Genomic DNA, 19632 nt, shown 5'->3' on the forward strand with positions numbered 1-19632 from the left:
ATTCATGAAAGCCGCCTGGAAGCTTTGTGAGCGTCTTCAGTCCACATCAGGGCGCTTCGTGTCGCTACGGCGACAGCAACCATGTGTTGATTTCTGCCGGTGTGTTTCATGACGGCGATCCCCTGCCCGGGCCTGGTGGCGGACAGCCGCTTTTCGAGGACAACCGTCTCGGTGTACAGCGTGTCCCCGTGAAAGAGCGGATGAGGGAAGAGAACGTCGGTCAGCCCTAGCTGGGCAATGATCGTTCCCTGCGTTAATTGAGTTACAGACTGTCCCACCATCGTGGCCAGGGTAAACATGGAGTTGATCAGTCTTTGACCAAGGGGCTGCTGGGCGCTCCATGCGGCGTCCAAGTGAAGAGGCTGGGTATTCATTGTCATGGTGGTAAAGAGCACGTTGTCTGTTTCGGTTACGGTTCGGCCTGGGCGGTGGGCATAGGTGACGCCCAGGTCGAGTTCATCAAAGTACAGCCCACGTTGTTCGACGAGTGGGGGAGCGTCCCCGGGTGAGGGCACAGGGATCTGCGTCATGGTTCTATCGCTCCGCTACAGACCGAGTTCACGGGCGATGAGCATCAGCTGGACTTCAGTGGTACCTTCGCCTACCTCCAGGATTTTGGAGTCTCGGTAGTGTCGAGCTACGGCGAATTCGTTGATGAAGCCGTAGCCGCCGAACACCTGGGTAGCATCTCGCGCGTTGTCCATGGCTGCCTCGCCTGCAACCAGCTTGGCGATAGCAGCTTCGGCCTTAAAGGGTTTGCCGGCTAGCATCATGGCGGCGGCATCGTAGTACGCAAGGCGCGCTGTGTGGGCTCTGGCCTGCATACGCGCGATTTTGAACTGGATGGCTTGGTACTTGCCGATGTTCTGTCCGAATGCGCTGCGTTCCTTGGCGTACTTCACGGACAGGTCCACGCATCCTTGGGCTGCACCGGTGGCCAGTGCAGCGATCGCGATTCGGCCCTCATCCAGGATAGCGAGGAAGTTTGCGTAGCCGCGTCCTTCCTCTCCAAGCAAATTCGACTCAGGTACCCGGACGTCCTTCAGTGTTAGAGGGTGCGTATCCGAAGCGTTCCAGCCAACCTTGTTGTACGCCTTTTCGGCGGTGAACCCTGGTGTGTTGGTGGGGACCAGGATGGTGGAGATTTCTTTCTTCGTGGTGCCGTCCTCGCGCTCCCGTTGGCCGGTGACAGCGGTGACCGTGACGAGCCGGGTGATGTCCGTTCCGGAGTTCGTGATGAACTCTTTGTTACCGTTGATCACCCATTGGCCTCCATCACGGTGGGCGTGGGTTCGGGTGCCGCCGGCATCCGAACCGGCCTCCGGCTCTGTGAGCCCGAATCCTGCCAGTGCTCGTCCGGACGTCAGCTTAGGCAGCCATTCGTTCTTCTGGTCTTCAGTTCCAAAACGGAAGATTGGCATGGCGCCGAGCGAGACGCCGGCCTCCAGGGTGATGGCTACAGACTGGTCCACTCGCGCGAGTTCTTCCAGTGCAAGGGCGAGTGCGAAGTAGTCGCCGCCCATGCCCCCATATTCTTCAGGAAAGGGGAGCCCGAAGAGGCCCATGTCCGCCATCTGGGAAACTACGTCGTACGGAAAGCTGTGTTCCTCGTCGTGTTTGCTTGATACGGGAGCGACGACTTCATCGGCGAAGTCCGCCACCGTCTTCCGGAGTTCCTGGTACTCCTCGCTGAGTTCAAAATCGACCATTTTTGATTCCCTTCTTAATATCTTCTGTCTGCGTTTTGTTTACAGCGCGTGAGTTGAGCTGTTGCGTCCGGCTGCGTCTAAGGAAGAAGTGCCATCCGGTGTGAAGTTCTAAGAGTCAACGGCTTGTGGACCGCGGACCGTCGCCAAAATCTGGTTCGCCCTGACCAGTGCACCGGTGTGCGCGTTTATTTGGACGGTTCCGTCTTGCGGGGCCAGTAGTTGATGTTCCATCTTCATGGCTTCCACGGAGAGGAGGACTTGGCCGGCAACGACTTCTTCGCCGGTACTGACTGCTACAGATACGACAGTTCCCGGCATGGGGGACCGGACTTCGGGGTCTACCGTGCCCTCCGCTCGTTGGATGCTTCCTAGCATCCGGTCGAGGCGGGCCTGACGCGTCAGAATATCCATGCGGCAGGCCCAGCCGTGTTCGCCCAGATACAACGCAGTCGGGTAGTTGATTACTTGTTGTTGGTACGAGCTGTTGGTGATGGTAGCGATGGAGTACTTACGGACCTCGCCGTTGTAGCTCAGCAAAATGGCATCGTCGCCCAGCTGGGAGAGAGTAGCGGTATGCGGCGGACCGTTGTCCACGCTTACCTCGAACTCGCTGCCGATGCAGTCCCCGTGGGTGACTGACACAGTCCTCACCTCACCACTGGAAGCACTTAGACTAATGCGCCGTGGCGCGTGCTCTCCCAAGCGCCAGCCTGTGGGCTGGGTCCAAACGTCGGCTTCCAACGCCGGTCGGCCGGCGTCCATCGCGACCAGGTACAGGGCTGTCGCCACAAATTCTCTGTCGGCAGCTGCCCTGAAGGAGAACCCCGGCATCTTGCGTTCGATTAGTTCCGTATCGAGCTTTCCTGCCCGGACCTCGGCGTCGTTGATCAGCAGGCGCAGATACTCCACATTGGTCTCGACGCCAAGTAGCCTGTAGCCCGAGAGTGCGTCATCGAGGGTATCGAGCGCCGACTCACGGTCCTCGCCCCAGGCGATTACTTTGGAGATCATCGGGTCGTAATGGGGTGATATTTCAAGGCCGGGCAGCAGGGCTGAATCGATCCGCACTTCACCTTTCGCCTCTGCCCCGGCTGCCGTCCAAGTTGCCGGTTCGTGTAAGAGCTGAACCGTGCCGGTTGACGGTAAGAAGTTCTGCTCGGGGTTTTCCGCGTAGATCCGGGCCTCGACGGCGTGACCCTTGAGTTCGACATCGGATTGCGACAAAGTAAGTTCTTCACCGGCGGCGATCCTTACCTGCCATTCGACGAGGTCCACTCCGGTGACCATTTCCGTGACGGGGTGTTCCACCTGCAGCCGGGTGTTCATCTCCATGAAGAAGAACTCGTCCGGAGCATCATTGGAGACGATAAATTCGACAGTACCTGCACCGCTGTAGTCGACGCTGCGCGCCGCTTGGCAGGCCGCTTCCCCGATCCGAGCGCGGACGGCTTCCCCATCGTGAAGTCCTCCAAGCAGCGGCGAGGGGGCTTCTTCGATGACTTTCTGATGGCGGCGCTGCAGCGAACATTCGCGTTCACCTAGATGGATCACGTTGCCGTGATTGTCGGCCAGGATTTGGACCTCGATGTGCCTGGGAGTGCGGACCAGCCGCTCAAGGAAGAGAGTGTCATCACCGAAAGCACTGGCTGCGACGCGGCGGGCAGTAGCCAGGGTAGCCGGCAGGTCCGCTGGATCTTCGACAACGTGCATGCCTTTGCCGCCACCACCCGCGGAGGGCTTGATCAGCAGCGGAAATCCGACAGCAGCTGCTTCGTCGATGAGTTGTCCGTCTGTCATACCGGGCTGCGCGATGCCTGGGACGACTGGAACGCCGTAACCGGCAACATGATTCTTGGAACGGATTTTGTCGCCCATGACGTTTAGCGATTCGACTCCGGGACCAATGAAGGCGATGCCGGCCGCTTGAAGTTCACGGGCGAAGTCGACGTTTTCGCTGAGGAATCCATACCCAGGGTGCACAGCGTCGGCGCCGGATTCCCGGCAGGCTCGGATTACGGCGCCAATGTTCAGGTAGCTCTCAGTGACAGAGGCGGGGCCGATCCGCACCGCTCGATCTGCCTCTTGCACATGCCGGGCATGGGAGTCAGCATCGCTATACACAGCCACTGACTGGATGCCCAAGGACCGCAGGGTCCGGATGATGCGGCAGGCTATCTCACCACGGTTGGCAATGAGCACAGTTTCGAATAGGGGTCTAGTTGAGCCGATGCCGGTGGGATTGTGAGCGGAAGAGGTGAGTGAGGGATGAGTCATTGTGGGCTCACATTCTGAAGAGACCGAAGGAGGTCTCCGGCAGTTGTTGGCGGGAGACGACGTCCAGGGCCATGCCCAGGACGCGCCGTGTGTCAGCGGGATCGATGATGCCGTCGTCCCACAGGCGCGCGGTGGAGTAGTAGGGGCTGCCCTGGTCTTCGTATTGCTGTTTGATGGGGGCTTTGAAGGCTTCCTCGTCCTCGGTGGACCATTCCTGGCCGGCCGCCTCGTACTGGTCCCTTTTGACCGTGGCGAGGACGCTGGAGGCCTGGTTTCCGCCCATCACAGAAATACGGGCGGCTGGCCACATCCACATAAACCGCGGCGAGTACGCCCGCCCGCACATGGAGTAGTTGCCGGCCCCGAAGGAACCACCGATCACTACAGTCAGTTTCGGCACGCGTGCCGTAGCTACGGCGGTGACCATTTTTGCGCCGTTCTTGGCGATGCCGCCTTGTTCGACGTCTTTGCCCACCATGAAGCCGGAGAGGTTCTGCAGGAAGATCAGGGGGATGCCGCGTTGATCGCAGAGCTCGATGAAGTGGGCGCCTTTGAGCGACGATTCGCTGAAGAGGACGCCGTTGTTGGCCACGATGCCCACGGGGTGGCCGTGCAGGTGCGCGAAGCCGGTCACCAGGGTGGTGCCGTAGTTCTTTTTGAACTCGTGGAATTCGGATCCGTCAACCAGCCTGGCAATGACTTCGCGGACGTCGTACTGGGCGTTGACATCCGTGGGAACCACACCGTAGATCTCTGAAGGGTCGACGACGGGCGGCAGGACGACGTCGGACACGTCCCATGCCGGCTGCGCCGGCTTCGGCAACGTCGCCACAATGTCCCGGACGATCTCCAGGGCGTGCTGGTCGTTCTCCGCCAGGTGGTCCGTCACACCGGAAACCCTGGAGTGGACGTCGCCGCCACCCAGTTCCTCTGCAGTGACGATCTCACCGATGGCGGCCTTCACCAGGGGCGGGCCGCCCAGGAAGATGGTGCCCTGGTTTCTGACGATGACTGTCTCGTCACTCATGGCCGGTACATAGGCGCCGCCGGCCGTGCACGATCCCATGACAGAGGCGATCTGCGGGATCTTGGCTGCGGACATTTTGGCCTGATTGAAGAAGATCCGGCCGAAGTGCTCTTTATCCGGGAAAACCTCGTCCTGCTTCGGCAGGAAAGCTCCGCCGGAGTCCACGAGGTAGATGCAGGGAAGCTTGTTCTCCAAGGCGATTTCCTGAGCCCGGAGGTGCTTCTTCACGGTCATGGGATAGTAGGTACCGCCCTTGACGGTGGCGTCATTGGAGATCACCAGAACATGGCGACCATGGACCAGGCCAATACCTGCGATAACCCCGGCACCTGGCGAATCATCGTTGTACATGCCATTCGCAGCCAGAGGCGCAATCTCAAGGAACGGGCTGCCGTCATCGAGCAAGTAGTCGATGCGTTCCCTCGGCAGCAGTTTCCCGCGGGAGATGTGCCGCTCACGCGACTTGGCTGGGCCGCCGAGGGCCGCCGTGGCCAACTTGGACCGGAGCGTGGCTACGAGATCCCGTTGTGCAGCATGATTTGTGGCATATGTTGCATCGACGAAATCTGCTGAGCTTTGCAAGGCATGCATGCACATCTTCCATTCCACATAGGTTTCTTGCCCCAAATGGGGGCTTCCTTCACGTCTTTTCGAAAGCCACTGGAGTGCTTTCCGGAGAGATGCTGTGAGGGGCGACTGATACTCAACTACTTCGGTATCACCGCTTTATAAATTGGTACTACCACTCTACGAGTTGTGGAGCCGGTGTCAAGAGCTCTGAAGTGGCTACCTATAGAATCGGAGGGTCCGCCAAGAGGTGAATGAGGTAAGGGCCGATGACAATACATGATGGGGAAGTCCACTCCCTCGCCAGCGTCTTCGCGAACGACCCAGTCTCTGCAGCTCTCGCGCGGCTCATTAGGGAACTGCGTCCTGGCGATCGACTTCCTAGTGAACGCGACCTTGCCCTTGAACTGGGAGTGAGTAGGACGGCGTTACGCGACCGTTTGGGGGTGCTCGAGGGTTTGGGAATCCTGCGGCGCCGTACCGGGTCGGGAACATTTGTTGAGACTCTAAACCCAGATGCTCTGGCACTGGCTCTGAACTTGGCCATTGCTTCGTCGCACCTTCCGGTATCTGCTCTTGAATCCGTCCGGATCGCGCTAGAGCGGCAAGCGGGCCGTGAAGCGGCTACATCATCGGATCCCGTCCTCGTTGCTTATATGCAGCGCGCCATTAACACGATGGCATCCACAGATGTCCGAGCAGACGTCATGGATGCCGACCTCGCATTCCACCAGTCCCTTCTTAGGGCGGCAGGGAATCCCGCACTGTCCTTCTTTGCTGAAGCACTCTCTGATGTCTTCGCCCAAGACCTCGCATACCGCAGCGCGCGTCTAAACAGCACGAGACTCACTGACTCCGTCCAAACCTTGTTGGTCGAGCACCATCAGAGGATCCATGACGCAATCGTTGCCGGTGATCCTTCTGCGGCGATGCAGGCAATCGATGACCATTTCGACGCCCTTCGCATCAGTTGAAGCATTCCTGGCCAGCTTCTAACGGGTGACCGACCCTGTCATAGCGGCCACCGGGCGCAGGAACAGAGGTCGCGCCAATCCCCACGCGGCGACCATAGCGGCCAGGGAAGCGGAGAAAATCCAGAAACCAACCCAGCTTTCACCGTCCTGCGCGGCGTACATATGGTTTAGGTTTCGCAGCGTACCCGTGGCCAAAACCAGAGTCACGTGAACAGCAATGAACGAAACCAGATAGAACATCACCCAAAGATGCACCTTGCGGCAGATCTCCATGGGGAGAATGCGACTCAATATGGCGGGGGCCTTTGTCCAGGCCGGGGACATTCGTAGGCCTGTCACTATGGATAGAGGTGCAGCAACGAAAACTGTTGTGAAGTACGCCAACAGTTGCAGCGAGTTGTAGTTGTTCCAGCCGTTCTCCACAGGCCAATTTAGAGAAATGTACTGCAGGGCAGCTGACGCCGCGTTGGGCACGACGTCCCACCCCGTGGGTACAAGCCGCATCCAGTGCCCCGTCGCGAAGATGAGAACGAAAAACACGGCACCGTTGAGTACCCAGAGCGCATCAAGGGAGAGATGAAACCAAAGGTCCAGGCTGATCTTTGCGAGCCCCTTCTGGGACTTCTTCGACCAAATCAGTCTCTTGGGTGTCCAGTACGCAGGCGGTTTGCTTCGAGTTCGAACAAGCCACCCTGATCGGATGATCAGTACGATCAGCAAAGAGTTGAGGAAGTGCTGCCATCCCACCCACGCCGGAATACCTGGTTGCGTTCCTTCGGGCTGGTGCGACTCACCGGGATAAGCCGCGATGAAATCTTGTATCGGGCTCATCTCGCGGAGCCACCGTCCCAACAGAACGAATACAAGCAGGATGCCGAGAGCCAGCGCAACCTTGCCTGTTATGTGAACCCAGCGTCGCCTGGCTGTGGGTGGGGCTTTGGACTTAGTGGACATGACAGATTCTCCGTACTTCCGTGAACCGCGGCAGTTAGCGGATTCCCGAGGATTCAATGAGTCGACAGAGTTCCAAGGTGTAGTCTCCTGCGGTGGCTCCATCAATTACACGATGGTCGAACGTTACGGTGACGTTCGAGAGTGTCCGAACAACCACTGCACCGTCACGGACCACAGGGCGTTGGACAGCCCGGTGGACCCCAATAATTGCAGTCTGAGGATGGCTGATGAGCGGAGTCGCCAAGACCCCGCCTCGTTTCCCGGGGCTGGTGAGCGTGACTGTTGCCCCGGTCATGTCAGCTGGAGTGAGCTTGCCGTCGCGTGCGAGTGCAGCCAGCCGTCGAATCTCTTCCTGGATATCGTCGACTTTTCGGTTTCCTACGTTGCGAATCACCGGGACCATGAGGCCGCGTGGGGTATCTACGGCTATGGCCACGTTGCACTCGTCGAAGCAGACAATTTCCGAGTCCACGACATGGGCGTTGAAGTAGGGGTACGTGGCAGAAAGTTGTCCGATTGACGAGCAGGTGATGGCCACGATCCTGCTGAGATCAACCTCAGTGACGTCACATTCCTCGACAACGTGGACACCCGGGATTTGTGTGTGTGACAGGACCATGCGGTCTGAAATGATTTTGCGGATCCCCGAAATTTTAATGCGACGTTCCCCGGGAGCCGTCGTCGTACTCATATCGGTCACGCTGCGCCTCCCTCTGCGGGAACGGCAGTGGACCTGGCGATCGCCTTCCTTCCGTGTGCCTTACTGACCGCGGCCGCGATGTTTTCGATGCTAGGAACGAAAGCCGCTTCCAACTGTGCCGCGAAGGGAACGGGGGTGTGGGGTGGCTCCACGAAGTCGACAGTGAAACTTGGGAGACCGTCCACCGCACGGATCAGTTGTGCGCAAATTTCGGACGCCGGACCCGCGACGGGCCAGGACTCTTCGGCTATGACCAGGCGGCCTGTTCGTTGCACCGACTTCAGAATGGTGGAAATATCCAAAGGGGCCATCGACCGGGTATCAATAAGCTCAACGTCGATGCCTTCGGCCGCTAAAGCCTTGGCAGCTCGAAGTGCGCGGGAGACCATCAAGCCTGAGGCTACGACAGTGACGTCATTCCCGGGCCGCCGTATGCTTGCTGTTCCTATTTCGATGCTCAGCTGTGTGTCCACCTCTGCCCGTGCACCGTGGAGCAGACTCATGTGTTCGAGGAAGACGACCGGATTGTCATCTTGAATAGCTGCGCGCATCAGAGAGTAGGCATCCTGTGGAGTGGTCGGGATGACGATCTTCAAGCCGGGAAAGCCCATCAGCATGCCAATGCACGACTCGGCATGGCCGCGGTGCGGCCCAATCCCAAATTTCGCCCTCACGACAAGGGGAACGGTAACCCCGGACCGGGTGCGATAAGCCACCGAGGCGCCTTCAAGAGCCAGCGGCGTCATGGTGAGGGCGAGGAATTCAGCAAACATGAGGTCGATAATGGGGCGGCTGCCGGCCATTGCTGCCCCCACAGCACTGCCAACCATGGACGCCTCAGAGATGGGCGCATCAATGAGTCGGCCGGCGGGACCGAACCGTTCCCACAACCCCTTTGTTGACTGCATTGGACCCTCGAAGATCCCAATGTCTTGCCCCAGAAGGTACACAGAATCGTCTGTGTCCATTGCATTGCCGATCGCCGCAACGATGGCTTCACTGATGGTCATCCTGGTCACGATGCGATTCTCCAGTCCTCGGCATAGGCCGACGGGTTCAGTACCAAGTTCTCTGTCGGCGGAGCATCTTTGGCCGCCGCAACAATGTCATTCATTTCCGCCATCAGGGACAGCGTCTCCGAGGCAGCTTCGTCGGCCCCTAATTCGCCAGCAACAATCAGCTTCTGCTCGAAGCGAGTGATGGGATCCAGCTTCTCCCAAGCGGCCACTTCGTCTCTTGTTCGATATGTCTCCGGATCATTCATGTAGTGCCCTCCCATCCGGTAGGTGAGCGCGTGGATCAAAGTAGGACCTCCGCCCTCGCGTGCCCGCGCGACCGCTGTGGCGCGGGCACTTATCACTGCCTCGAGATCGTTGCCGTCAACGTCAACGACCTCAAGTCCCAAAGCCTTCGCCCGGTCGGATACTGTCCCCCCGGCAATCGCAGTGGTCGCCGGAAGAGAGGTGGCGTACTGGTTGTTTTGGCAAATGAGAACCAGCGGCAGCTGCAGCATGGATGCAAGATTCATTGACTCAGCCACAATGCCTGCGTTGGCGGTGCCGTCTCCGAAGGCACAGACGGCGACGTTATTCAGATGTCGCTGCTGCAGATGGAGCGCGGCTCCGGTTGCGTACGCGACGGTGGTTCCGAGCGAACCAGAGAACATCCCGATAAAGCGCTCACTGGGAGTGGGGCAGATGTCCCCGCGCCAGTTTCCCCCCGAATTGCTACCATCCGTGCCGAAGACCCCGGCAGCCAGCTCGGCCGGATCACTGCCACGCATGAGGCTAACGGCGCAAGCACCGCGGAAGTGAGGTGCGACGATATCGTCTGCTTCAAGTTGGGCGAAACCTCCGATGAAGACCGCTTCTTCGCCGCGGGCCTCATGCCAATGGTTGTTGTGCCGGCACATGGCTTGATCGAAAGCACGACCCCGGACCATCGCCCGCCACAGGTTCATTCGGCCCTCTGGTGTTCCGTGGTCAAAGCTCATGATGCCTGCACATCAATCAAGCCGATGACCTGGCCAAGGCGGACAGTGTCCTCGGGCTCACAATCCTGGCTCGCAAGCACGCCGGCCACGGTTGACTCGATTTCGAGGTTGACCTTGTCGGTCATGACCTCGGCGATTGCTTCACCGACAGCGACGGAGTCTCCGACCTCCTTCAGCCAAGCAGCGAATACAGCCTCTTCAACTCCGTCGCCTAGGTCATTAATAGACACCTGAGCACTCATGTGACACGTCCTTTCCGTTCGAAGTCGCCGCGTGTAGAGTGGTACCACCGCCTGACGAATTGGTATCACCACTCTACGAGACGTGAGCTTTCTGTCAAGGGCCTCGTCTCGACGCCATCGCGGGCCATACACGAAGGAGTGTTCATTGAAGATCATCGTGCTCATCAAGCAAGTTCCGGATACCTCCGACGAACGATCGCTCGATATGGCCACCGGCCGCATTGAACGAAGTCCGGACAGTTGCGTCGTCGACGAGATAAGCGAGCGGGCGCTCGAAATGGCTCTGCGATTTAAGGACGCTGACAAAAAAACTGAAGTTGTAGCGATGTCGGTCGGGCCGCGGCAGGCTAACGCGGCACTGCGCAAGTGCCTGTCCACAGGAGCGGATTCAGCCATTCATGTCTGCGACGACGGACTTAACGGAGCTGACTCAGTCTGGACTTCCCAGGTCATCTCAACTGCTCTGCGCGACTCCACATTTGACCTCGTAATCGCCGGAAGCCAGTCCACAGACGGCTGGACCGGAGCGGTGCCGGCCATGATTGCCGAGTACCTGGGCCTGCCTTTGCTCGGCTTCGTCGACGATGTGGAAGTCTCGGCACATCTTGTCAGCGGTCAACGCCACGGAGATGGAACAGTCATGAAACTGCATACGACACTGCCGGCCCTCGTGACAGTCACAGAACGCTCACCTGAAGTACGCTTTCCAAACTTTAAGGGCATCCTGTCGGGCAAGCGGAAATCCATCACAAACCTTTCCCTCGCTGACTTGGGCCTGGTCGCATCGGACCGTAACGGGAGCGGCCAATCCGTTGTCGTTTCCACCAACGCCAAGCCGGCCAGGACTGCCGGTAAAAAGATCGTCGATGATGGCGCGGCCGCCAACGATCTGGCCGAATTTCTTATCTCCAGCAAACTCATTTGAAAGAGGAAGCGACGATGCCCAACGTACTAGTGTCAGTTGACACTTCTCCCGAAGGAAAACTCACCAGGAGCACCCGGGAGGTCCTCGCTGCGGCTTCGCAGCTAGGCTCGCCGGTGGCCGTTCTGGTCGCTTCAAGACCCATAGAGGACAGTGTCGTCGCGGAGCTGGGCAACCTCGGAGCCGAACACGTATTCGCGGCTTACTGCGAGGACGCCGAATCTCTCCTTTTGGCCCCTCAGTTGGAGGCGCTGCACCTGGCAGTGGAACACTTTGAGCCTTTAGCCGTTCTTTTGACCGCTACTCCGGGAGGGCGGGAACTCGCCGGCCGTCTCACAATCCGCACAAAGGGCGGACTGATCGCCGATGCGGTCGACCTGCGGCTCACGGACGGAACCATAATTGCCACGCACTCTGTTTTCGGAGGATCCTACGCGGTTGAGTCCATGGTTGCCGATGGCCTACCGGTAATCACGCTCCGAGAAGGAGCAATCGAAACTCAGGCAAGGCCGGCTACTCCTGCCATGACCACGGCAACAGTACTCTGCGAAAAGAGTAAATCAGTGGTCATCGATGGCTCCTCTGCAATGACAGTTTCCAGTCGCCCGGAACTGCGTGCTGCGACAAAAGTCGTCTCAGGTGGCCGAGGTCTGGCCTCCAAAGAGAATTTCTTGCTCGTCGAGCAGCTTGCTGATGCACTCGGAGCTGCCATTGGCGCTTCCCGGGCAGCAATTGACGCTGGTTTTGTCGGCCGTGACTCACAAGTGGGCCAAACCGGAGTCAGTGTCACCCCAGACCTGTACGTGGCGCTGGGAATTTCCGGAGCGATCCAACATCGGGCAGGCATGCAAACCGCGAAGACGATCGTAGCCATCAACTCGGATCCGGATGCGCCCATCTTCGATATTGCTGATTTCGGTGTTGTTGGAGATGTCTTTTCCGTGGTTCCGAAGCTGATCGAGACCATCAATTCCCGCCGCTGAAAAGACAACGCCATCCGGCAGGCTTCACCCCTCGAAGTCTGCCGGATGGACAACGAACCTGGATGCACCGGCCAGCTTTCCGGTCACGGCTGTCGCGATGCTAGCGGGCCGGCTCCAAGCGAATGAAATGATGGTTTACCGCTGCCATCGCTCGCTCTGGGTCCCGGGCGAGAATAGCTTCGTGGATTTCACGATGTGCATCCACAAAAAACTCAGTGGAGCTGTGGGAACCTTCTCCGGCAAGTGCCTGGCTGGAGCGCGTCTTGACATCTTGAGTAAGAACGCCAGCTATGGCGTCCGCGAAGAAGGTCAAGGCGGGATTGGAGGCGGACCGGAGCAGCGCCTGGTGGAATTGCCTATCAGCCTCATCCCTCGTTGCCTGATCTTGCGCTGACGCCATAAGGTCCAAAGCGCGATGCATATAGGCGACAAGCACCGGGTCAGCACTCGTCGCAGCCTCCATCGCCGCCTGTCGCTCCAGCGCAATGCGTACCGACTCCAGCGCCTTGAGCGGGAGTTGGGCGGAACTGATGCCCAAATTCAGGGCCATCGATACGGAGGCCGGATTGAACTCCTGCACATAAGTGCCCGAGCCGGGCCGGCGTTCCAGTATGCCCAAGCCCTCAAGGACCCCCAGCCGGTCACGCAACGCGGTTCTACCAACGGCCAGCTGCTTGGTGAGTTCGCGTTCCGTCGGCAATTTATCGCCAGGCTTGAGGCTCTTAACAATGTCCGAGAGCGCAGCAACGAGCGGGTCTTCCTGAGCAAGTGCGTCAAAAGGATCTTTCGCCGGCTCCAAGGCCGGTTCTACCAGTTGTGACATAAACCCTTCAGCTCTCCAGTCGGCCCGCACTCCGCGGGCAGCTCCAGTTCTTGGATGATCGGTCGAATCTACCCCAATCATAGCAACCGCGGTCCACCAATTTAAAAAATTGGTGATACCGACCACAAATTGGTAACACCAGGGTTAGACTGGGTTTCATCGGCCCTTAGTGGGCTAGGACACAATCAGGAGGTTTTCGAGTGGACCCCGCAACGATGACTCACGAGGACACCAGAGTCTTCCACCGTGATGTCACCAACGTTCCCGTCCGGGTAGAGCGTGCTAAAGGCGTGCATATCTGGGACGAGGCTGGAAATCGCCTCCTAGACGCATCTTCGGGCCTCAACGTCGTTGTCAACATTGGCTACGGCGTACAAGAGGTCCTTGACGCCATGCAGAAGCAGGCCGCCCTGGTAACCTTCTGCGGCGGATTTACCAGCGCACCACAGGAGGAGTTGGCCGGAGTTCTTGCCAACATGGCCCCCGGGGACCTCAACCACGTTCGCTTCACATCGGGGGGAGCTGAGGCGACAGAGACTGCCATCAAGCTGGCCCGTCATTACTTTGTCGAAATCGGCCAGCCCTCCAAGTGGAAAATCATCAGCCGATGGAAGAGCTTTCACGGCAACACTCTGGGGGCCCTTGCTGCCTCCGGTTACACGGCGCGACGGCTGGAGTACACCCCGTATCTCAGTAACTTCCCGCACATTTCGCCAGCTTATGACCTGGCAGCAGCCGAGGAACTCGAGGCTGCGATTCTCAACGAAGGACCCGATGAGATAGCAGCTTTCATAGCTGAGCCTGTGGTGGGCTCAGCCGACCTTGCTCGGATACCTCCCGAGGGCTACTTCAAGCGTGTCAGGGAGATCTGCGACAAGTACGACGTTCTCTTCATAGCCGACGAGGTTTTGTGCGGCATTGGCCGCACCGGCAAGAACTTCGCGATTGATCACTGGAATGTGACACCGGACATGATCATCTTCGGCAAGGGCGTCTCCAGCGGTTACACCCCCTTGGGTGGTGTCATCACAACTGACGGTATCTACGATGCAGTCTCAGAAGGATCGGGACTTTTCGACCATGGCTACACATACAGCGGCAACCCCCTTTCGTGCGCGGTTGGCCTAGCTGTGCTGACCTACCTCAACGAGCACCAGCTGGTCGAACGTTCCGCGGAGACAGGTCGATACCTCCTGAATTCGCTCCGGCTGGCCTTGGCAGAGAGCCCGATCGTCGGAGAAATCTCCGGACTGGGGATGCTCACAGGTATTGAGCTGGTTGCCGACAAATCAACACGCACTCCTTTTGCCGCAGCGAAGCGAATCGGAGCAAGGATCGGCAAAGCAACCCGCGACCGGGGAGTGCTCATCAACCCGGGTTTCGGGGCACCCAGTCTTCCCACGGACCCCGAACGGATTGGCGTCTGCCCGTCATTTATTTTCACCAGGGAACACGTCGACGAAGCCGTAGCCGCCCTCTCCGCTGCAATCATGCAGATCGCCCAAGAAGAAGGTCTCGCTTAGTTCCCTGCCTTCCTTTTCCCCAACATCCCAGTAAGGACTCACTATGCGCATTATCAAGCCTTCGGCTCTCGCCGGCCTTTTCGGCGTGTCCGTTTTAGCACTCTCTGGCTGCTCAAGTCCGTCACCGGCAGAGAGCTCAAATCCGTATTCGGGCAAAACCGTCTGCATCGACCAGTATGCGACGGCTACAGCGATCACGGACATCATGGCCGGGCTGGAGACCGGCTTGGCTGACGCCAAGGCTAAAGGACTCAAAGTCGTCATCGAGAACCCCAACGCGGACCCGGCCACCGAGCAGAGCATTGCTCAGAAATTCATCAGCAGCGGTTGCGATGTCATCGGGGGAGTAGGAACTGCAGCAGCGCAGCTGCAGGCCAACGCTTCCAACGGAATCCCGGTCGTGTTCCTGGCTTCGTCCACCCCGGTGGAAGCCGGCCTCGTGGCATCCATGGATGCGCCGGGAAGGCACGTCACGGGCGTGGCCGACGTCCTTGACCCAGCTCCCGATATCGACGCCATGATCAAACTGGATCCGTCCATAAAGACCATCGGTCTGATCTGGAAGACGGGTGACCCTGCGGGAGACACACTGGCGAAAGCCGCGCAGAAACACATGGATTCATTGGGTCTCAAGAACATCACATCCACCATTACGACCGGAGCCGACGTTACCCAGGCGGCTCAAAGTCTCGTAGGCCGCGTTGATGCAGTCATGATCCCGGGCGATACAACCACCATCAGTGCCGCCGCGGGAATCACTGCAGTTACAGACGATGCCAAGATCCCGGTCTTCGGCGGGACAACGTCGGCCGTCGACGCGGGGGCAGTGCTGGCCTCCGGTTACAACTACGTCGACGTAGGCACCGAGGGCGCCAAGCTGATGCTGGGCATCTTGGATGGGAAGGACCCGGCAACCACCCCGGTTGTCATCCCCCACGTCGGAGGCTTCGACATCGCCACCGACAAACTCTCGACCTTCGGTCTTACTCTGCCTGACTCGCTTAAAGACCAGCTCTTGAAGAAGAAGTAGAACGGAAATTCTGTGCTTGAATCAATCACTATCGCAGTCCAGGTGGGGCTGCTATACATCCCGCTCGTCCTAGGTATCTACATCACCATGGGTGTCCTAAGCCTGCCCGACTTTACGATGCAAGGATCGTTTGGCATCGGCGGAGCGACGGGAGCCGTCCTGGCGATTAATGGAGCGAACCCGCTCGTCGCAATCCTGGTCGCAATGATTGCAGGGGCTCTTACAGGCCTCGTGACCGCTGCGATGCACTTGTGGCTTCGACTTAACGTCCTGCTGGCAAGCATCCTGGTCTCGGCGGCCGCATATTCGGTGGCGCTCGTCATCATGGGCAGCGGAAATCTCTCTCTGATGGGCAAAAAGAGCGTCTTCTCCTGGTTCCAGAGTCTGGGGCTGACCCCCCAGATGTCGACGATACTCGCCGGCTCTGCCATCACGATCCTTCTGAGCGCTGCAATTCTGGTCTTCCTCCGCACACAGTATGGTGTCTCCTTGATCGCCTCAGGCCAGAGTATTCAGACGGCCCGAGGTTTGGGCATCCGAACTGAATCCAGGCAGGTCGTCGGTTTGGCGATCGGCAACGGGCTCGCCGGCGTCTCGGGTGCCTTGATCGTCCAAAATCAAGGCTTCATGGACGTCACCATACAAAACGGAATCATCGTCATCGGACTCGCAGGAATGATGGTTGGGCTCAGCCTTGTCCGCACCAACAAGACTACCCTTGTCCTTATCGGACTCATCCTGGGGGTCTTCATCTACCGGCTCGTTGTGGTTTACGCGATCCAACTGGGCATCAATCCAAACCTTGTTCAGCTGATCACAGCAGCACTTGTTGTGCTCGTCGTGTGGTTGCGGAACAACGGCAACATGCTCACCGGACTTACATCCAAACGCGGACGAAACAATCTCCAAATGTCACGCGTCAAATTCTACGAGGAGGACCGTGTTGCTAGTTTCTTCTAACTCAGCCCCCGACCTGGAGATCGTCCATCTTGCCAAGCAATTCAAGGGACTTGGCAAAGAAGTCAACAAGGTCATCACAAATTTCTCTCTGACCATCGAGAAAGGAACCACAGTCGCCGTCGTCGGCTCCAACGGTGCAGGTAAATCCACCCTTCTGAACATGGTCTCGGGAACAGTTCTGCCAGACTCAGGACGGATCTCAGTCCGGGGAAAAGACATAACTTTCCTCCCTTCCTGGAAGCGGGTTCCCCTAGTTCGCCGTGTGCGTCAGAATCCGCAAGACAACATGATTTCATCGCTAACCGTCGAGGAAAACTTCGCCATGGCCCTCTCTGGCACCCGTCAGAGATACAGGCTGACTCCTGCCAGAAACAAGGCAGTTCGAGAGCTGGCCGTGAGGCAGATCGAGATGCTGGGCATGGGCCTTGAAAACCGGCTTCATGCGACCTCAGAGAGCCTCTCCGGAGGCCAAAGGCAAGCGATCGCCCTTGCCATCGCCGCCCTCGGCTCACCGGCTGTAATGCTCCTCGATGAACACACGGCGGCTCTCGACCCCAACAGTGCCCAACGAATCAAGGAAGTCACTGAGCGCATCGTAAAAGAGTCTGGAACAACAGCTCTCATGGTCACTCACGACATGGCGCACGCGCTCAAACACGCCGACCGGCTGCTCATGCTGCATGCCGGAACCATAGTCATGGATCTGAACAAGGACGAAATGCAGCGCCAGAGCGTCCAGCAAATCTCCGCCCAGTTCGCAGCCCACGCGGGGGAGTCCCTGCCTGACGAAACGATGCTGACCGCATCGTGAACGGATAACGTCTCCGTTTTCCGTTCACGACTAAACCGCCAACCAGGTGAACGCAGGTGGTGGGCGCAGGGCTCATGCAGAGGCTGCGCCCACCACGCCAAAGGCCCTCGAGCCGTACGCTGTGCCCCACCCGGAGAGCTCGCCACCGCAAGCCACATGATTTTCAGCCCTAACAGCAGGTAGTACTCATGATCGAGATGTACAGATATGACGGCTGGTCCCACCTACGAGGTCACTTCGTGGAGGTAAGACGTCGAGACAACGTTGTGCGACGAGGTTTCATCGAAGAGGCCACTCCAGATTCGGAAGTTATGTGGCTGACCGCAGACGGCACCTGCACTCGACAGATGTTTGAAAAGGCCGAGGACTACGAAGTTTGGGTCTGCGTAAACGCCGCTCAGCCTCAAATCCCGGACGAGAAAGGAGCACTGAAATGAAGAAGCGCAGTAATCATTGGGCCCGGACCGGTGAACATTGCCCTATGACAGGGTGGTGGAGCCCCAATGCAGAAGGCCAGCGCACGATGTTTCTGAGCGAGGGCACCTTGATGCCTCCAGCAAAAAGCGAACCGACCACCTGGCGGATGCTCCAGCAACCATCCTTCGGGACACTGCCTGCGTACCACCCCCTCTATGACCTACCCGCGACTGGGCGCAATCAGACCGGACCAGCTTAGGCTTCATTCTGTGGTCGTGCGCAAAGTCGCGCACAATACGCCCTTTGAGCGGTGCCAGGTGCCGCACGGGGCCTGGGTAGCCTGGTTGAGTCGATCTGGACTTCCCGCATGAACTGACTCGCTGCACAGGTCGCCCAAGCACCTAAAGCCACACATGCTATCCAAGGGAAATAGGTTGTTGTGAAGTGCCAGCAGGGCCTTGCACCCTGAACGAACCCGGGCAAAGCATTCTGAGCGCAATCACACTTTCAATGGGCTCTAGGGCTTGAGGCTCCTGACAGACGGCTAAGCCAACGAAGCTCAGCTTGTCGCTGTCGCTCGGTGGTTTCGCCAGCTGGTCCTCGTAGGATTGCCCCTCGGCCTCTGCCGTGCCTTGGACTTCTTGAAGGACAGGTCTACCGTGCTTTTCTGCTTGCGGTGCCACGACGAGCCTGGTGTTGTTGGTCCGTGCCACGCGGCCGGCTGTAAGCGTGTTTGAGCGTATCCTCCTGTGGCCTCGCGTAAGCTAAGTGGGTAGATGGCACCCGGCGGAAGGAACACCCATGCCGAAGCTAGTAGACCACGCTTTGCGTCGCAGGGAAATTATCGAAAGCGTCTGGCGGCTCATCGCGCGGAATGGTTTCGAAGGTACGACCATGCGCGACCTGGCGGCAGAGATGGGCCTCGCTTATGGCGCCGTCAACTACTACTTCCCGTCAAAGAACGATGTCCTGATCGCCAGCTACGAACACGTTTTTAAGATGACTCAAGACCGCTTCGAAAGAACGGTCGGTTCCCGGACAGGAGTCCAGGCGCTCTGGGTGCTGGCAAGTGAAATGATGCCAATAGGGGACGAGGCCCGGTTGGAGGCGCGGGTCTTGCTCCCATTCTGGGAGCGGTGCGCCTCCTCCGAACGATTCTCTGCCGTTAATGCCACTGGCCTGACCGCCGTCAACGACCTGTTTGTCAAATTGCTGGAAGACGCGCGGGATTCTGGGGATATTCCCCACGGAGCGGATACGACTTCCCTTGCCAAGATGCTATTAACGCTAATTTCCGGGGCTCAGGCCTTGGCCGTCCTCATGCCTGATCATTATCCGTCCAGCGTCTTCGAACAGATGCTCGGAGAATTCTTTGCCCGCGAGATTGCCCCAGCTCATGCTCAGTAAGGTCCAGTACTTGGTGGAGGGCAAGCTCTGCAGATGAGGGTGCCCGGCCAAGCTGGAATTCTACAGGGTACGGTTGACGCCGGTCACGAGCCTCGCCCCGAGCTACACCCACGGCGGGTGCAAATTTGAAGCCGTGGCCTGATAGTCCTGCGATGGTCACAATGCGCCGGGTCCAGGTCAACGATCGGTACTCTACTGACCGTAACGCTCTCGTGGTGCATGCTGTGACGAACCGGTTCGGGTGAGAGATCCGCGAAGAACGTGGTCGCGTTTCGGCTGATCTCCTCAATGGCTGCCCTGCTGACCGTGTCCGGGA

18 protein-coding genes are annotated in these 19632 nt (G+C 58.6%); 8 read left to right on the forward strand and 10 right to left on the reverse strand.

Translation table 11 applies throughout. The features are described 5' to 3' along the window. Positions 1 to 2: 2 nt before the first annotated feature. The 4 genes from AB4Z15_RS19300 to AB4Z15_RS19315 form a co-directional block, all read right to left on the reverse strand. Positions 3 to 530, reverse strand: coding sequence for a MaoC family dehydratase (locus tag AB4Z15_RS19300; protein ID WP_442018551.1), 528 nt, complete (start codon positions 528 to 530; stop codon positions 3 to 5). Positions 531 to 545: 15 nt separating this feature from the next. Beyond that, on the reverse strand, positions 546 to 1709 hold the full coding sequence (locus AB4Z15_RS19305) for an acyl-CoA dehydrogenase family protein (RefSeq protein ID WP_442018552.1): 1164 nt from the start codon (positions 1707 to 1709) through the stop codon (positions 546 to 548). Positions 1710 to 1817: 108 nt separating this feature from the next. Then, positions 1818 to 3983 carry an acetyl/propionyl/methylcrotonyl-CoA carboxylase subunit alpha gene (locus AB4Z15_RS19310; protein WP_442018553.1) on the reverse strand — a complete coding sequence of 722 codons (2166 nt, stop codon included), beginning with the start codon at positions 3981 to 3983 and terminating at the stop codon, positions 1818 to 1820. Between the two features lie 7 nt (positions 3984 to 3990). Next, complete coding sequence (locus AB4Z15_RS19315) at positions 3991 to 5601, reverse strand: carboxyl transferase domain-containing protein (RefSeq protein ID WP_442018554.1); 1611 nt, start codon at positions 5599 to 5601, stop codon at positions 3991 to 3993. 245 nt (positions 5602 to 5846) lie between these two features. Here AB4Z15_RS19315 and AB4Z15_RS19320 point away from each other — a divergent pair, with 245 nt between their 5' ends. Beyond that, positions 5847 to 6551, forward strand: coding sequence for a FadR/GntR family transcriptional regulator (locus AB4Z15_RS19320; protein ID WP_223932771.1), 705 nt, complete (start codon positions 5847 to 5849; stop codon positions 6549 to 6551). Positions 6552 to 6569: 18 nt separating this feature from the next. Here the strand turns inward: AB4Z15_RS19320 and AB4Z15_RS19325 are convergent, their stop codons facing one another. Genes AB4Z15_RS19325 through AB4Z15_RS19345 form a run of 5 tightly spaced genes read right to left on the reverse strand, consistent with a single transcriptional unit; the run spans position 6570 to position 10440 of the window. Then, on the reverse strand, positions 6570 to 7505 hold the full coding sequence (locus AB4Z15_RS19325; protein ID WP_442018555.1) for a cytochrome b/b6 domain-containing protein: 936 nt from the start codon (positions 7503 to 7505) through the stop codon (positions 6570 to 6572). Between the two features lie 34 nt (positions 7506 to 7539). Then, complete coding sequence (locus AB4Z15_RS19330) at positions 7540 to 8196, reverse strand: 2-oxo acid dehydrogenase subunit E2 (protein ID WP_223937578.1); 657 nt, start codon at positions 8194 to 8196, stop codon at positions 7540 to 7542. Positions 8197 to 8201: 5 nt separating this feature from the next. Then, on the reverse strand, positions 8202 to 9215 hold the full coding sequence (locus tag AB4Z15_RS19335; protein WP_442018565.1) for an alpha-ketoacid dehydrogenase subunit beta: 1014 nt from the start codon (positions 9213 to 9215) through the stop codon (positions 8202 to 8204). Between the two features lie 5 nt (positions 9216 to 9220). After that, on the reverse strand, positions 9221 to 10198 hold the full coding sequence (locus AB4Z15_RS19340) for a thiamine pyrophosphate-dependent dehydrogenase E1 component subunit alpha (RefSeq protein ID WP_442018556.1): 978 nt from the start codon (positions 10196 to 10198) through the stop codon (positions 9221 to 9223). Then, entirely contained in the window at positions 10195 to 10440 is a 246-nt protein-coding gene (locus AB4Z15_RS19345) for a lipoyl domain-containing protein (protein WP_179018270.1), read from the reverse strand. The genes AB4Z15_RS19340 and AB4Z15_RS19345 overlap by 4 nt, the downstream gene beginning before the upstream one ends. A 145-nt stretch (positions 10441 to 10585) precedes the next feature. Between AB4Z15_RS19345 and AB4Z15_RS19350 the strand changes: the two genes are divergently transcribed. Both AB4Z15_RS19350 and AB4Z15_RS19355 read left to right on the forward strand, forming a co-directional pair. Continuing rightward, entirely contained in the window at positions 10586 to 11365 is a 780-nt protein-coding gene (locus AB4Z15_RS19350) for an electron transfer flavoprotein subunit beta/FixA family protein (RefSeq protein WP_442018557.1), read from the forward strand. Between the two features lie 14 nt (positions 11366 to 11379). Then, on the forward strand, positions 11380 to 12345 hold the full coding sequence (locus AB4Z15_RS19355) for an electron transfer flavoprotein subunit alpha/FixB family protein (RefSeq protein WP_442018558.1): 966 nt from the start codon (positions 11380 to 11382) through the stop codon (positions 12343 to 12345). Between the two features lie 100 nt (positions 12346 to 12445). Here AB4Z15_RS19355 and AB4Z15_RS19360 read toward each other — a convergent pair whose 3' ends face one another. After that, positions 12446 to 13168 carry a FadR/GntR family transcriptional regulator gene (locus AB4Z15_RS19360; RefSeq protein WP_442018559.1) on the reverse strand — a complete coding sequence of 241 codons (723 nt, stop codon included), beginning with the start codon at positions 13166 to 13168 and terminating at the stop codon, positions 12446 to 12448. A gap of 200 nt (positions 13169 to 13368) precedes the next feature. On the opposite strand from AB4Z15_RS19360, the gene AB4Z15_RS19365 reads away from it, so the two are divergent. The 5 genes from AB4Z15_RS19365 (at position 13369) to AB4Z15_RS19385 (ending at position 19316) form a co-directional block, all read left to right on the forward strand. Then, positions 13369 to 14691 (forward strand): aminotransferase family protein, encoded by a 1323-nt coding sequence (locus AB4Z15_RS19365; RefSeq protein WP_442018560.1) that lies wholly within the window; start codon positions 13369 to 13371, stop codon positions 14689 to 14691. Positions 14692 to 14734: 43 nt separating this feature from the next. Next, positions 14735 to 15721, forward strand: coding sequence for an ABC transporter substrate-binding protein (locus AB4Z15_RS19370; RefSeq protein ID WP_442018561.1), 987 nt, complete (start codon positions 14735 to 14737; stop codon positions 15719 to 15721). Positions 15722 to 15733: 12 nt separating this feature from the next. After that, the gene (locus AB4Z15_RS19375; RefSeq protein ID WP_179018264.1) at positions 15734 to 16681 is read left to right on the forward strand and encodes an ABC transporter permease; all 948 of its coding nucleotides are present in this window, start codon (positions 15734 to 15736) and stop codon (positions 16679 to 16681) included. Next, a complete protein-coding gene (locus tag AB4Z15_RS19380) occupies positions 16665 to 17492 on the forward strand; it encodes an ABC transporter ATP-binding protein (RefSeq protein WP_223932763.1) in 828 nt (275 codons plus the stop codon). The genes AB4Z15_RS19375 and AB4Z15_RS19380 overlap by 17 nt, the downstream gene beginning before the upstream one ends. A 1218-nt stretch (positions 17493 to 18710) precedes the next feature. After that, the gene (locus AB4Z15_RS19385; protein WP_442018562.1) at positions 18711 to 19316 is read left to right on the forward strand and encodes a TetR/AcrR family transcriptional regulator; all 606 of its coding nucleotides are present in this window, start codon (positions 18711 to 18713) and stop codon (positions 19314 to 19316) included. Positions 19317 to 19632 lie beyond the last annotated feature (316 nt).

Origin of the sequence: Paenarthrobacter sp. 2TAF44 (assembly GCF_052114885.1) — a bacterium.
Taxonomy (GTDB): domain Bacteria; phylum Actinomycetota; class Actinomycetes; order Actinomycetales; family Micrococcaceae; genus Arthrobacter.